The organism is Klebsiella sp. GB_Kp056, assembly GCF_040064755.1.
Lineage (GTDB): Bacteria > Pseudomonadota > Gammaproteobacteria > Enterobacterales > Enterobacteriaceae > Klebsiella > Klebsiella quasipneumoniae.
Window position 1 is genome coordinate 81,991 of record NZ_JBEAJA010000042.1, and the last position, 13,269, is coordinate 95,259.

A 13,269-nucleotide genomic window follows, 5' to 3' on the forward strand; every position below is an offset into this window, starting at 1 on the left:
TCATCATCAGGAAATGTTATGAAACCGACCACCATTGCCCTGCTGCAGAAATGCAAACAGGAAAAGAAGCGCTTTGCCACCATTACCGCCTACGACCATAGCTTCGCGAAGCTGTTCGCCGATGAAGGCATTAATGTGCTACTGGTGGGCGACTCGCTGGGAATGACGGTGCAGGGTCACGACTCCACCCTGCCGGTCACCGTGGAAGATATCGCCTATCACACCCGCGCCGTCCGCCGCGGCGCGCCGAACAGCCTGCTGCTCGCCGACCTGCCGTTTATGGCCTACGCCACGCCGGAGCAGACCTTTGAAAATGCCGCCATCGTGATGCGCGCCGGCGCCAATATGGTCAAACTCGAAGGCGGCGCCTGGCTGGCCGAGACCGTAAGGATGCTGGCGGAACGCGCGGTGCCGGTTTGCGGCCACCTCGGCCTGACGCCGCAGTCGGTGAACGTATTCGGTGGCTATAAAGTGCAGGGCCGCGGCGATGCGGCGCAAACCCTGTTTGAAGACGCGTTAGCGCTGGAAGCGGCAGGCGCGCAGCTGCTGGTGCTGGAGTGCGTCCCGGTCGCCCTGGCGAAACGCATCACCGAAGCCCTGACCATTCCGGTGATCGGCATCGGCGCGGGCAACGTCACCGATGGGCAGATCCTGGTGATGCATGACGCTTTCGGCATTACCGGCGGCCACATTCCGAAATTTGCCAAGAATTTCCTTGCCGAGGCGGGCGACATCCGCGCCGCGGTGCGGCAGTATATTGCCGAAGTCGAATCCGGGGTCTATCCGGGCGAAGAACACAGTTTCCATTAAGGAGTCTTGTTGTGCTGATTATAGAATCCGTGCTGCTGCTGCGTCAGCATATCCGCCGTCTGCGTCAGGAAGGCAAGCGTATCGCGCTGGTCCCGACGATGGGCAACCTGCATGATGGTCATATGAAGCTGGTTGATGAAGCCAAAGCCAGCGCGGACGTGGTGGTGGTCAGTATTTTCGTCAATCCGATGCAGTTTGACCGCGCCGATGACCTGGCACGCTACCCGCGCACCCTGCAGGATGATTGCGAAAAGCTGAACAAGCGTCATGTCGAGTTTGTCTTCGCGCCGACGCCGGCGGAAGTCTACCCGCAGGGCACCGAAGGCCAGACCTACGTCGAGGTCCCCGGCCTGTCCACTATGCTGGAAGGCGCCAGCCGTCCGGGCCATTTTCGCGGCGTGTCGACCATCGTCAGTAAGCTGTTCAACCTGGTTCAGCCAGACGTCGCCTGCTTTGGCGAGAAAGACTTCCAGCAGCTGGCGCTGATCCGCAAGATGGTTGCCGACATGGGCTACGATATCGATATTATCGGCGTGCCGATCGTCCGCGCGAAGGATGGCCTGGCGCTGAGCTCGCGTAACGGCTATCTGACCGCCGACCAGCGCAAAATCGCCCCCGGTCTGTATAAAGTGCTGAGCGCGGTGGCGGAAAAACTGGCCGCCGGCGACCGTCAGCTCGACGAGATCATCGCTATCGCCGAGCAGGAACTGAACGAGAAAGGTTTCCGTGCCGACGACATTCAGATCCGCGATGCCGACACCCTGCTTGAGCTGACCGACGCCAGCCAGCGCGCGGTGATCCTGATGGCCGCCTGGCTCGGTCAGGCCCGCCTGATCGACAACCAGATCGTCACGCTCGGTCAGTAGACAGCGGGTAAAAATCGGGCAATACTTGCCCGGGCTTTTCTCAGGGCGGACGTCGTGTCCGCTCTGCTACATTAAGGTTGAAGGGTAGAAGTTATGATGCGTAATATGCTGCAGGGCAAGCTCCACCGCGTAAAAGTGACGCAGGCTGACCTGCACTATGAAGGTTCCTGCGCCATTGACCAGGACTTCCTGGATGCGGCCGGTATTCTGGAGAATGAAACCATTCACCTCTGGAACGTCACCAACGGCAACCGTTTCTCCACCTACGCCATTGCCGCCGAGCGGGGTTCCAGAATCATCTCCGTTAACGGCGCCGCCGCGCACTGCGCCAGCGTCGGCGATATCCTGATCATCGCCAGCTTCGTCACCATGTCTGACGAAGAGGCGCGCCGCTGGCAGCCCAACATCGCCTACTTCGAAGGCGACAACGAAATGAAGCGCCAGGCGAAAGCGATTCCGGTGCAGGTCGCCTGATGACCACGGCGCTGCGCTCAGGCGCAGCGCCGAAGTTTACCCCTGCGGCTGGTTACTGATCAGCCGCGACATCGTCTCCAGCGAATCCGTGCGTAAGATATATAACCGCTTTAGCAGAAACGGATTGTCCCCCGGCTTCACCTTCCCACGCACTGTCGTCACCGCCATATGAAACCCGGCGTCATTCGCCGCCTGCACCGCCGTGGCGTTATAGCCGCCGAAGGGATAGGAAAGGTAGAGCACATGTGGATTAAACTGGCTCAGCGCCCGGCGCGAACGGGCAAAATCAAACAGAATATTATGGTAATTGCGGCTGAATAAGATTGGCCGCCGGCCGGCGTCCACCCGGTGCAGGAAGTGGGTATGCGACTGAATGTCAAAGACGTCCTGGATCTGCCTGAGCTCAGAAATGCTCATGAACTGCAGCGATTTCGGATCCCATTGCTGCGGATGACGCTTGATGCGCGAAGAGATAATAAAGGCGGTGGCGTGGAAGCCATACTGTTTCAACACCGGATAGGCGTAGCGGTTTACCGATTTCAAACCGTCATCGAAGGTAATGGCGACTGCCCGCGCCGGAAGGTTAATTTTATTGCGCACGTAGCCTTCCAGCTGATACAGGGTCAGCGTGGTATACCCCTGATCCCGCAGCCAGGTCATCTGGTTATTGAAGGCGCGTACCGAGGTGGTGGTCGAGGTATGGCGGAAACGGGTGTTCTCTTCGTCACGCAGAATATGGTGATAGGTCAGCACGGGGATCCCGTTATCCTCCTGCGCATCCAGACTGCTGACCCACGCCAGCCGATCGCCAATGCGGATCTGAAACCAGGTCTGATTGAGGCGGTCTTTCAGCTTGCTGAGGATCGGATAGCGCAGATTATTGGCCAGCGTGCCGAACGGCGCGCTGCTCACTGAGGGAGCGTCATAGAGCGGTGTATCTTTCCAGGTGAGTAAATTCTGGTTACTCAGCGGCTTATTGAGATCCCCCAGACGGTCCTCCACCCGCTGCTTCCCCTGCACTGGCTCCAGATGGCCCTTGTCAATAAACCCGGTGCCGAAGCCGAAGCGAAACTCATAGTAATCAGCCGCCGTCGGGACAACCGCGAGGATCTGCCCGGCACGCACATTGCCCACGCTGACCACATGGTTCCCCACCTGCGCCCAGATCACCGCGTCTTCGGTGGTTTGCATATAGCGCACAGGTTTGCCCTGCTGGCTAAGCAGACTGGCGGAGGCGCTGAGTGAGGTCAGTAAAAGAAGCAGAGTAAAAAATCGGACAAGCATGCGCATCGAACCGGTAAACCATCAACGGCGGTTATTGTAACAAAAGCGGCATCTGTCCCGCTGCTTAATTTCCAAAGGTATCATGACGCAACCGGAACGGGGGGTTCTTCTGCTGCTGATGCCACAGGCTGCTCACCATCGGCCCGCCCGCGCTGACGATAGCCTGGCGAAACGCCTCGCTGCTTAACGTGTCCCGCAGCAGATACATTCGCTCAAGTAATGAATAGCTGACGCCGGAGATCACTTCGCAGTGGGTATGTTTGTGACTCATCAGCGCCGCGGCCCGATAAGGCGCCGCGCCGGTTCTGTCGGTTAGGAAAATGACCCCGTCTCCGGAGTCGGTGGCATGCAGCGCATCGCACATCATCCGGCTCAACATATTGCTGCTGAGATTGCGCCAGTAATTGACCGCCCGGCACTGGGCCAGCGGACCAAATTTTTGTTCAAGACGATCCAGCATCTCCTGCGCCAGCTCATCGTGGCAGGTAATGACCCAACCAAGCATGCTTCCCTCCTTAGCCAGCCAACAATGTAGCAAGGGGAAGATGGCGTATCGGTGATGGGGGTCAAAGATAAGCGGTTAGCGCTTCGCGTATTGGCGTCCGGAAGCGCTAACCGTGATGAGTATCAGCTACGCAGGCCGCGACCGCGCTGGATTAACGACCAGCAGAGGAGATAGAAGGCGACGATGAAGACCACCAGCACCGCAAAGGTGGTCACCAGCGGCACATCGTTGATACCGAGGAAGCCGAAGCGGAAGCCGCTGATCATGTAGACGATGGGGTTCAGATGCGACAGCCCCTGCCAGAACGGCGGCAGCAGGGTCAGCGAGTAGAACACCCCGCCGAGATAGGTCAGCGGCGTCAACACAAAGGTCGGGATCAGGCTGATGTCATCGAAGGTCTTGGCAAACACCGCGTTCAGCAGTCCGGCCAGCGAGAACAGCACCGCGGTAAGGAGCAGCGTCAGGGCGACAAACAGCCAGGAGTGAACCTGGAACGGCACAAAGAACAGCGACACCGCGGTCACCAGGATACCCACGCACAGCCCGCGCGCCACCCCGCCGCCCACGTAGCCGGCGATAATCACGTGCGTCGGCACTGGCGCCACCAGCAGCTCCTCAATGTTGCGCTGAAACTTGGCGCTGAAGAACGACGAGGCGACGTTGGCGTATGCGTTGGTGATCACCGCCATCATGATCAGGCCCGGCACGATAAACTGCATGTAGGTAAAGCCATGCATCTCGCCGATGCGCGACCCGATCAGGTTGCCGAAAATCACGAAGTACAGGGTCATGGTGATCACCGGCGGCACCAGCGTCTGCACCCAGATGCGCATAAAACGGTGGATCTCTTTGGTCCAGATGCTTTTCAGCGCGACCCAATAAAGCTGCATCATGCTGACTCTCCTTTTCGCTCATGCACCAGGGTGACAAACAGCTCTTCCAGACGGTTGGCTTTGTTACGCATACTCAGTACCTGCACCCCCTGGGCGCTCAGCTGCGCGAAAACGCTGTTAATCCCCTGCTCGCGCAGGACCTCCACTTCCAGCGTCGAGGTATCGACCAGCTGATACTGGTAGCCCTCGAGCTTCGGCACCGGGCTTTTTGGCGCGAGGTCGAGAATAAAGGTCTCTGATTTCAGCTTCGACAGCAGCGCTTTCATCGAGGTGTTTTCCACCAGCGTACCGTGCTGGATGATGCCGATGTTGCGGCACAGCATTTCGGCCTCTTCCAGATAGTGAGTGGTCAGAATTATGGTGGTTCCGCGATCGTTGAGATCCTTGAGGAAGCCCCACATCGAGCGGCGTAGTTCAATATCGACGCCGGCGGTCGGCTCGTCGAGGATCAGCAGCTTCGGCTCATGCATCAACGCGCGAGCGATCATCAGGCGGCGCTTCATCCCGCCGGAAAGCATCCGCGCGCGTTCGCTGCGTTTTTCCCACAGATCGAGCTGTTTTAAGTACTTTTCGCTGCGGGCGATGGCTTCTTTACGCTCAACGCCGTAGTAGCCCGCCTGGTTAACGACGATCTGCTGCACGGTCTCGAACGGGTTAAAGTTAAACTCCTGCGGCACCAGGCCAAGCTGGCGCTTGGCGTTGACGACGTCTTTCTCCAGATCGTAGCCAAAGACATTGACCTGACCGGAGGTTTTGTTCACCAGCGAGCTGATGATGCCGATCGTCGTGGATTTTCCCGCCCCGTTCGGGCCCAGCAGGGCATAGAAATCCCCCGCTTCAACCTGCAGGTCAATTCCCCGCAGCGCCTGAACCCCGCCGGGGTAGGTTTTTTTGAGCTGTTTTAATTCCAGAGCAATGGTCATTAAATATCTCTTCTCGTGTCATGACACGTCATTAACCCGCCTGACTGACGTTTGCGCTGTAGTGGCGCGGCCAGCGCATCTGCAGCCGGAAGTATCACGGGTTAAGATGGTTTTAAAAAAGGTGAGCTTACCCTATATTAGCGCAACGCACTTACTTGGTTACAGGCCGATAACGTCCATGAATGATATAGATACACTCATCAGCAACAATGCACTATGGTCAAAAATGCTGGTGGAAGAGGACCCCGGCTTTTTTGAGAAACTGTCGCAAACGCAGAAACCGCGCTTCCTGTGGATTGGCTGTTCTGACAGCCGCGTACCCGCTGAGCGACTCACCGGCCTGGAGCCAGGCGAACTGTTTGTGCATCGTAACGTGGCGAATCTGGTGATCCACACCGACCTCAACTGCCTGTCGGTGGTGCAGTATGCCGTCGATGTTCTCGAAGTCGAGCACATTATTATCTGCGGCCACTACGGCTGCGGCGGCGTACAGGCGGCGGTGGAGAACCCGGAGCTGGGGCTCATCGACAACTGGCTGCTGCATATCCGCGATATCTGGTTTAAACACAGCTCGCTGCTGGGGGAAATGCCGGAGGAGCGCCGTCTGGATACCCTTTGTGAACTGAACGTAATGGAGCAGGTGTACAACCTGGGACATTCGACGATTATGCAATCGGCGTGGAAGCGCGGACAGAAGGTGACCATCCACGGCTGGGCATATGGCATTCACGACGGACTGCTGCGCGATCTGGATGTGACCGCCGTGAGCCGGGAAACCCTTGAACAGCGCTATCGCCACGGGATCTCCAACCTCAAGATCAAGCACATCAACCACAAATAGCCTTCAGACTTAGCCACTCTGGCGCGCGCGCCAGAGTGGGATATCCCCTTACTCGTCCAGCAGGGTGACTTTGCCGATATACGGCAGATGGCGGTAACGCTGAGCGTAGTCGATACCGTAGCCCACCACGAACTCGTCCGGAATGGCGAAACCGACGAACTCAACCGGAACATTCACTTCACGGCGGCTTGGTTTATCCAGCAGCGTACAAATGGCCAGCGACTTCGGCTCGCGCAAGCTGAGGATCTCACGCACTTTAGACAGGGTATTGCCGGAGTCGATGATATCTTCCACGATCAGAACGTCTTTACCACGGATGTCTTCGTCCAGATCTTTGAGGATTTTCACATCACGGGTGGTGGACATGCCGCTGCCGTAGCTCGAGGCGGTCATAAAATCGACTTCATGCGGCACCTGCACTTCACGGCACAGGTCGGCCATGAACATAAACGAGCCGCGCAGCAGCCCCACCAGCACCATTTCGCTGCCGCTGTTCTGATAATGTTCGTTGATTTGACGACCCAGTTCCGCGATGCGCGCTTTGATCTCGGATTCCGGGATCATCACTTCTACAGTATGTTTCATAAGACTAACCATTTGATTCTAAATATAAATCATCAAAGCCGCTGCTTTCGCCCCGACGATGACCGGCAAGCCATCCAGTATACCAGCAAAAAGAAATCTGCGGTGCAGGGATTAATAAAGCCATATTTGTGATTCCGATCACACTTGTTAAATCCTATAATTAATTGCAGTTAAAAAATTAACAAACACATGAGTAACTTTCTATGGCTGAAACAAAGTCTCAACAATCAAGGCTCCTGGTGACGCTGACTGCGCTATTTGCAGCGTTCTGCGGCCTCTATCTTTTAATCGGCGGAGCATGGCTGGTCATGCTTGGCGGCTCCTGGTACTACCCCGTCGCCGGTCTGGTGATGCTGGGCGTGACCGTGATGCTGTTCCGCGGCAAGCGCGCTGCGCTGTGGCTGTACGCCGCGCTGCTGCTGGCGACCATGATCTGGGGCGTCTGGGAAGTCGGCTTCGACTTCTGGGCGCTGACGCCGCGTAGCGACATCCTCGTCTTCTTTGGTATCTGGCTGATCCTGCCCTTTGTCTGGCGTCGTCTGCCGGTGCCTTCCGCTGGCGCCGTAGGCGCGCTGGTCGTCGCCTTGCTGATCAGCGGCGGCATGCTGACCTGGGCTGGTTTTAACGACCCGCAGGAGATCAACGGCACTCTGAGCGCCGACGCCACCCCGGCGGCGCCGATCTCCAACGTTGCCGACGGCGACTGGCCGGCCTATGGCCGCAACCAGGAAGGCCAGCGCTTCTCCCCGCTGAAGCAGATTAACGCCGACAACGTGAAGAACCTGAAGGAAGCCTGGGTGTTCCGCACCGGCGACCTGAAACAGCCGAACGATCCGGGTGAAATCACTAACGAAGTGACGCCGATTAAAGTCGGCGACACGCTCTTCCTGTGTACCGCCCACCAGCGTCTGTTCGCGCTTGACGCCGCCTCCGGTAAAGAGAAGTGGCATTTTGACCCGCAGCTGAACGCCGACCCGTCGTTCCAGCACGTCACCTGCCGCGGTGTCTCGTATCACGAAGCGAAAGCGGATAACGCCCCTGCCGACGTCGTCGCCGACTGTCCGCGCCGCATTATCCTGCCGGTGAACGATGGTCGCCTGTTCGCAGTGAACGCCGACAACGGTAAGCTGTGCGAAACCTTTGCCAACAAAGGTATTCTCAACCTGCAGACCAACATGCCGGTGACCACGCCGGGCATGTATGAACCCACTTCCCCGCCGATTATCACCGATAAGACCATCGTGATTGCCGGCGCAGTTACCGATAACTTCTCTACCCGCGAGCCGTCAGGCGTGATCCGCGGCTTTGATGTGAATACCGGTAAACTGCTGTGGGCCTTCGATCCGGGCGCGAAAGATCCGAACGCCATCCCAAGCGATGAGCATCACTTCACGCTCAACTCACCCAACTCCTGGGCGCCTGCCGCCTACGACGCCAAACTGGATCTGGTCTATCTGCCGATGGGCGTGACCACTCCGGATATCTGGGGCGGTAACCGCACGCCGGAGCAAGAGCGCTATGCCAGCTCGATTGTCGCGCTGAACGCCACCACCGGTAAGCTGGCCTGGAGCTACCAGACCGTCCACCACGACCTGTGGGATATGGACATGCCTTCCCAGCCGACGCTGGCTGACATTGAAGTCAACGGCAAAACCGTGCCGGTCGTCTATGCTCCGGCGAAAACCGGCAACATCTTCGTGCTGGATCGCCGTAACGGCGAGCTGGTGGTCCCGGCCCCGGAAAAACCGGTTCCGCAGGGCGCCGCCAAAGGCGATTATGTGGCCAAAACCCAGCCGTTCTCCGATCTGAGCTTCCGTCCGAAGAAAGATCTGACCGGGGCGGACATGTGGGGCGCCACCATGTTCGACCAGCTGGTGTGCCGCGTGATTTTCCATCAGATGCGCTATGAGGGTATCTTCACCCCGCCATCTGAGCAGGGCACCCTCGTCTTCCCGGGTAACCTGGGGATGTTTGAATGGGGCGGTATCTCCGTCGATCCGAACCGTCAGGTGGCTATCGCCAATCCGATGGCGCTGCCGTTCGTCTCTAAACTGATCCCACGCGGCCCGGGCAACCCAATGGAGCCGCCGAAAGATGCGAAAGGCTCAGGCACCGAGTCCGGCGTGCAGCCGCAGTACGGCGTCCCGTACGGCGTCACCCTGAACCCGTTCCTGTCACCGTTCGGTCTGCCGTGCAAACAGCCGGCCTGGGGCTATATCTCCGCGCTGGATCTGAAAACTAACGAAGTGGTATGGAAAAAACGTATCGGTACCCCGCAGGACAGCCTGCCGTTCCCGATGCCGGTTAAACTCCCATTCACCATGGGTATGCCGATGCTGGGCGGTCCGATCTCCACGGCGGGCAACGTTCTGTTCATCGGCGCGACCGCGGATAACTACCTGCGCGCGTACAATATGAGCAACGGTGAGAAGCTGTGGGAAGCCCGTCTGCCAGCCGGCGGTCAGGCCACCCCGATGACCTACGAAGTGAATGGCAAACAGTATGTTGTCATCTCTGCCGGCGGTCACGGCTCGTTCGGTACCAAAATGGGCGATTATATCGTCGCCTATGCGCTCCCGGATGAGGCGAAATAAAACGCAAAACGGCAACGAAAGTTGCCGTTTTTTTTGTCTTTATCCCCTCTCCCACGCGCCTGGGCTATACCGCCCTAAACCGTGAACCCCAACATCATCCCGGTGTCTTCATGTTCCAGCAGGTGGCAGTGGGCCATATAGGCAAACTCCTTCGGCGCCGGATGATCAAACTTCACTAATACTTCACTCACGTCCCCTTCCACACGCACGGTGTCTTTCCAGCCGCGACGATGCGCCGCTGGCGGCTTGCCGTTTTCGCTCAGGATGCGGAACTGGGTGCCGTGGATATGGAACGGATGCAGCATCATGTCGCCCTTACCCGAAATCACCCAGCGCTCATACTGGCCTCTGGCGGCGGCGAACATCGGCACATTCATGTCGAAGGCTTTGCCGTTGATACGGTTGGCGTTATGGAAATCAAATCCCTTGCCCGACGACATGCCATGATCCATGCCGGACCCGTGGTTCATGTTGCTCATGTCGCCGTGGTGCATATTCCCCATGTCGCCCATCCCGCCGTGCCCCATCATGCCGTGATCCATCCCTGCCATCGCCTGATCGCCATATTTCTCCATCAGCGCCTGCATGCCCATCCTGTCGAGCATCGGATCCATCGACAGCTGGAGCTGGCGCTGCGTCAGCCCCGTCAGAGAAGGTAGCGCCGGCATAGCGGCCAGGGTATCCAGCAGCTTGCCGGAGGCAGGAATGACCAGCGGCTGGACGCGCAGTACCGGCTGTGGTTTATCAAAAGGCGCAATGGCCATGCCCATCTGACCCACCGGCAGGGTCACCAGATCAAAAGGTTTGCCGTCGCTGGTGTCCACCAGCACCTCAAAACGCTCCCCCATCAAGACCGGCAACTCATTGACCTTCACCGGCTCTGCCAGCAGACCGCCGTCGCTGGCCACCACGTACAGCGGGCGCTTATCGCTGGTCGCAAAATTGAGGGAACGGGCATTACAGCCGTTCAGCAAGCGCAGACGTAGCCAGCCGCGCGGGGCGGCATGTTCAGGATAGAGAGCGCCATTGGTCAGCAGCGTATCGCCAAACCAGCCGACGGCAGCGCTCATCACATCCAGCTGATAATCAATTTCGCCAGCGGCGGTAAACTTCTTGTCCTGCACAATCACCGGTACATCATCGATTCCCCACTGCTTCGGCAACAGCAGGCGTCCGCTCTCTTCATCCTCGATCAGCACCAGCCCCGCCAGCCCCATCGCCACCTGCCGACCGGTGGTCCCGTGCTGATGCGGGTGAAACCAGCAGGTGGCCGCCCGCTGCGTTGGGGTGAAGCTCACCGTCCGAGTGGCGCCCGGGGCGATGACCCCCTGCGGTCCTCCGTCGACCTCGCCCGGTACCTCCAGACCATGCCAGTGCAGCGTCGTCTCCTCTGCCAGCTGGTTGGTAATGTCCACCGTGATAGCCTTCCCCTGCGTCAGCTGCAGCGCGGGACCCAGTAGCGAGCCGTTATACCCCCAGGTGGTGGCGTTCAAAGCGCCAAACTGCGTTTTGCCCGCCTGGATGGTCAGCGCGATACGGTTGCGCGCATCAGCCGTCAACAGCGGCGGTACCGGCAGGGCCGGGCGACTGGCCGCAAAGACCGCACGGCTCCAAAGCGGTAACGCGCTGGCCATGCTGACCGCGGCGGTCAGTTTGAGGAAGTCTCGACGTTGCATATTCACATCCTTTTATTCTGCGGGCGAATATTTGAGCTTAAACCCTACCGTAACAGGAAGGTCAAGCAGAAGAGTAAGAATAAAGATCGGCGCTGTGTAAAGAAGTATGCTAATTTGAAGCGTCGGTGATCTAACGGTAGAAAAAATGAAGACGCTTTTCAGAACAATGGTACTCGGCAGCCTGCTTACTCTCTCCGCCAACAGCTACGCGCTCAGCGAATCAGAAGCGGAAGACATGGCTGATTTAACCGCGGTTTTTGTGTTTCTGAAAAACGACTGTGGCTACCAGAACCTGCCCAACACGCAGATCCGTCGCGCCCTGGTGTTCTTTGCCCAGCAGAACCAATGGGACCTGAGCAACTACGACAGCTACAACATGAAAGCGCTTGGCGAAGACAGCTATCGCGATCTCAGCGGCATCAACCTTCCGACGGCGAAAAAATGTAAAGCGCTGGCCCGCGATTCACTTAGCCTGCTGGCTTACGTCAAATAATTTCCCGCGCGGGCGGCAACGCGCCGCGCTTTTCCCCGACTCACCCGCCTTTAATATTTACCATTATTATTTTATACAAAATAAACTTTATCTACCTCGCAATACATCAAGCCAATAAATAAATTAAACCCGTACTAACAGCCCTGGCAGATAAAAACAATAAAATATCCCTAACGATATATTGCAAAATAAAAAGCAGCCTTTTAGAATCCGTTGAAAATATATCTACTTCATGGACTGAAATTGTGAATATCTCGCTGACTCTTCGTATTATTCCACTTGCCGCTATGTTATTAGCCGGCTGTAGCAATACCGCCCCTCGCCAGCAGGTAAAACCGCTCACCACCCCGCTAACGTCGCAGCAGCAAGCAGAGCAGGAGCGAGCGGCCAGCGAACAAGCGCGCATTGAATCCTGCCGACAGGCGCTGGACTCGCTAAAAGAGGTTAACCCACAGCAGGCAACCAAACTCAGCAATGACTTCAATGCCTTAGTGCGTGCGGCGTCACAATATAACAGCGTGCGCGAGAAAGTGGCGGATCCCACCCGGCTTGGCATTGACTCCATGTATCAGTTTAAATCCATCAAATTGTGCGCCGATATTCAGAAAACGCTAATCGATAGCCTGGTACAGCGGGGTGAAAGCAAGCAGCCATGAACAGAGCCGCCACGCTGATCCTCAACGCGCCCCTGCTGATGCTCGTCGCGGCGCTGGCGCTTTCAACACCTTTCTTCGCCGGCGCCGCGCCGGCGTTTCTTGACTACGCCCAGCAGCAAACCCAGGCGCATGAAAAAAGCGATGCTGCAACCGCAAAGCAAACGTCAGGCGATCGTCAACCTGCGGATAATAAAAAAAAGACGCCCAATACCGCACAATTACAAAAAAGAATCGTCAGCCAGCAGGCGACGATTGAGCAAAAAAATAAAACTATTCAGCAATTAAAAAAACAGCTAGCTAACACTCCGGCCACAGAAACCTCCATCGCGAATGAGCATGCGGCCTTAAATAACAAAATAAAAGAATTACAGATCGCCTTAACCGCCGCCACCGCGAAAAATGAGGCGTTAATCAAAAAAGAAGGCGCAGTCCAGAATACGACTCTGCAGCAAAGTCAGGCCGCCGCGCTGAAGCAGATCCAACAATTAACGTCACAGCTTCAGCAAGCCGCAGCTGAAAATAAACGGCTCAGCGCCAGCCTCACCGCTCTGAATACAGATAAGCAGACGCTGGCTAACCGGCTCGCCGCGGCAGAGAAGGCGCAGCAGACCGCCCTCGACCAGGTCAAAGCCCTTAACGCCGACAAACAGCCGTTGGTCAACCGGCTGG

14 protein-coding genes and 1 pseudogene are annotated in these 13,269 nt (G+C 57.4%); 8 read left to right on the forward strand and 7 right to left on the reverse strand.

Translation table 11 applies throughout. From position 1 onward, the window contains the following. Positions 1 to 18: 18 nt before the first annotated feature. From panB to panD, 3 genes are all read left to right on the forward strand, one after another. Entirely contained in the window at positions 19 to 810 is a 792-nt protein-coding gene (gene panB, locus ABLV52_RS09920) for a 3-methyl-2-oxobutanoate hydroxymethyltransferase (RefSeq protein ID WP_023292010.1), read from the forward strand. An 11-nt stretch (positions 811 to 821) separates the two neighbouring features. Further along, positions 822 to 1,676, forward strand: a complete 855-nt coding sequence (panC, locus tag ABLV52_RS09925; RefSeq protein WP_348890328.1) for a pantoate--beta-alanine ligase — start codon at positions 822 to 824, stop codon at positions 1,674 to 1,676. Positions 1,677 to 1,769: 93 nt separating this feature from the next. Continuing rightward, positions 1,770 to 2,150 carry an aspartate 1-decarboxylase gene (gene panD / locus ABLV52_RS09930; protein ID WP_004204397.1) on the forward strand — a complete coding sequence of 127 codons (381 nt, stop codon included), beginning with the start codon at positions 1,770 to 1,772 and terminating at the stop codon, positions 2,148 to 2,150. 36 nt (positions 2,151 to 2,186) lie between these two features. Here the strand turns inward: panD and ABLV52_RS09935 are convergent, their stop codons facing one another. The 4 genes from ABLV52_RS09935 to ABLV52_RS09950 form a co-directional block, all read right to left on the reverse strand. After that, on the reverse strand, positions 2,187 to 3,440 hold the full coding sequence (locus tag ABLV52_RS09935; RefSeq protein ID WP_023292008.1) for a polysaccharide deacetylase family protein: 1,254 nt from the start codon (positions 3,438 to 3,440) through the stop codon (positions 2,187 to 2,189). 58 nt (positions 3,441 to 3,498) lie between these two features. After that, the gene (locus ABLV52_RS09940) at positions 3,499 to 3,939 is read right to left on the reverse strand and encodes a PTS sugar transporter subunit IIA (RefSeq protein ID WP_023292007.1); all 441 of its coding nucleotides are present in this window, start codon (positions 3,937 to 3,939) and stop codon (positions 3,499 to 3,501) included. Positions 3,940 to 4,061: 122 nt separating this feature from the next. Further along, on the reverse strand, positions 4,062 to 4,832 hold the full coding sequence (locus ABLV52_RS09945) for an ABC transporter permease (protein WP_004204389.1): 771 nt from the start codon (positions 4,830 to 4,832) through the stop codon (positions 4,062 to 4,064). After that, a complete protein-coding gene (locus ABLV52_RS09950) occupies positions 4,829 to 5,755 on the reverse strand; it encodes an ABC transporter ATP-binding protein (protein WP_004204387.1) in 927 nt (308 codons plus the stop codon). Before ABLV52_RS09950 ends, ABLV52_RS09945 begins: the two co-directional genes overlap by 4 nt. A gap of 178 nt (positions 5,756 to 5,933) precedes the next feature. Here ABLV52_RS09950 and can point away from each other — a divergent pair, with 178 nt between their 5' ends. Further along, positions 5,934 to 6,596: a carbonate dehydratase gene (gene can, locus ABLV52_RS09955; protein ID WP_004204385.1), complete on the forward strand. Its 663-nt coding sequence runs from the start codon at positions 5,934 to 5,936 to the stop codon at positions 6,594 to 6,596. Between the two features lie 48 nt (positions 6,597 to 6,644). Here can and hpt read toward each other — a convergent pair whose 3' ends face one another. Next, positions 6,645 to 7,181, reverse strand: coding sequence for a hypoxanthine phosphoribosyltransferase (gene hpt, locus ABLV52_RS09960; RefSeq protein WP_023292006.1), 537 nt, complete (start codon positions 7,179 to 7,181; stop codon positions 6,645 to 6,647). Between the two features lie 4 nt (positions 7,182 to 7,185). Beyond that, positions 7,186 to 7,305, reverse strand: coding sequence for a hypothetical protein (locus ABLV52_RS09965; RefSeq protein ID WP_032426021.1), 120 nt, complete (start codon positions 7,303 to 7,305; stop codon positions 7,186 to 7,188). A 79-nt stretch (positions 7,306 to 7,384) separates the two neighbouring features. Here ABLV52_RS09965 and ABLV52_RS09970 point away from each other — a divergent pair, with 79 nt between their 5' ends. After that, entirely contained in the window at positions 7,385 to 9,775 is a 2,391-nt protein-coding gene (locus tag ABLV52_RS09970) for a glucose/quinate/shikimate family membrane-bound PQQ-dependent dehydrogenase (RefSeq protein WP_348890329.1), read from the forward strand. 74 nt (positions 9,776 to 9,849) lie between these two features. Here ABLV52_RS09970 and cueO read toward each other — a convergent pair whose 3' ends face one another. After that, positions 9,850 to 11,451 carry a multicopper oxidase CueO gene (gene cueO / locus ABLV52_RS09975; RefSeq protein ID WP_023292004.1) on the reverse strand — a complete coding sequence of 534 codons (1,602 nt, stop codon included), beginning with the start codon at positions 11,449 to 11,451 and terminating at the stop codon, positions 9,850 to 9,852. 145 nt (positions 11,452 to 11,596) lie between these two features. On the opposite strand from cueO, the gene ABLV52_RS09980 reads away from it, so the two are divergent. From ABLV52_RS09980 to ABLV52_RS09990, 3 genes and pseudogenes are all read left to right on the forward strand, one after another. Then, positions 11,597 to 11,944 carry a YacC family pilotin-like protein gene (locus ABLV52_RS09980; protein ID WP_004204381.1) on the forward strand — a complete coding sequence of 116 codons (348 nt, stop codon included), beginning with the start codon at positions 11,597 to 11,599 and terminating at the stop codon, positions 11,942 to 11,944. Positions 11,945 to 12,189: 245 nt separating this feature from the next. Next, on the forward strand, positions 12,190 to 12,600 hold the full coding sequence (locus ABLV52_RS09985; RefSeq protein WP_023292003.1) for a hypothetical protein: 411 nt from the start codon (positions 12,190 to 12,192) through the stop codon (positions 12,598 to 12,600). Then, positions 12,597 to 13,269, forward strand: a pseudogene (locus tag ABLV52_RS09990) (peptidylprolyl isomerase); the annotation flags it as partial. The gene ABLV52_RS09985 and the pseudogene ABLV52_RS09990, both read left to right, overlap by 4 nt.

Excerpts from the sequence above, each read along its gene's own strand:
- can (WP_004204385.1), top strand. The coding sequence starts at position 5,934 with ATGAATGATATAGATACACTCATCAGCAACAATGCACTATGGTCAAAA.
- panD (WP_004204397.1), top strand. The coding sequence starts at position 1,770 with ATGATGCGTAATATGCTGCAGGGCAAGCTCCACCGCGTAAAAGTGACG.
- panB (WP_023292010.1), top strand. The coding sequence starts at position 19 with ATGAAACCGACCACCATTGCCCTGCTGCAGAAATGCAAACAGGAAAAG.
- cueO (WP_023292004.1), bottom strand. The coding sequence starts at position 11,451 with ATGCAACGTCGAGACTTCCTCAAACTGACCGCCGCGGTCAGCATGGCC.
- ABLV52_RS09965 (WP_032426021.1), bottom strand. The coding sequence starts at position 7,305 with ATGGCTTTATTAATCCCTGCACCGCAGATTTCTTTTTGCTGGTATACT.
- ABLV52_RS09950 (WP_004204387.1), bottom strand. The coding sequence starts at position 5,755 with ATGACCATTGCTCTGGAATTAAAACAGCTCAAAAAAACCTACCCCGGC.
- ABLV52_RS09980 (WP_004204381.1), top strand. The coding sequence starts at position 11,597 with ATGAAGACGCTTTTCAGAACAATGGTACTCGGCAGCCTGCTTACTCTC.
- ABLV52_RS09935 (WP_023292008.1), bottom strand. The coding sequence starts at position 3,440 with ATGCGCATGCTTGTCCGATTTTTTACTCTGCTTCTTTTACTGACCTCA.
- hpt (WP_023292006.1), bottom strand. The coding sequence starts at position 7,181 with ATGAAACATACTGTAGAAGTGATGATCCCGGAATCCGAGATCAAAGCG.
- ABLV52_RS09970 (WP_348890329.1), top strand. The coding sequence starts at position 7,385 with ATGGCTGAAACAAAGTCTCAACAATCAAGGCTCCTGGTGACGCTGACT.
- ABLV52_RS09940 (WP_023292007.1), bottom strand. The coding sequence starts at position 3,939 with ATGCTTGGTTGGGTCATTACCTGCCACGATGAGCTGGCGCAGGAGATG.
- ABLV52_RS09945 (WP_004204389.1), bottom strand. The coding sequence starts at position 4,832 with ATGATGCAGCTTTATTGGGTCGCGCTGAAAAGCATCTGGACCAAAGAG.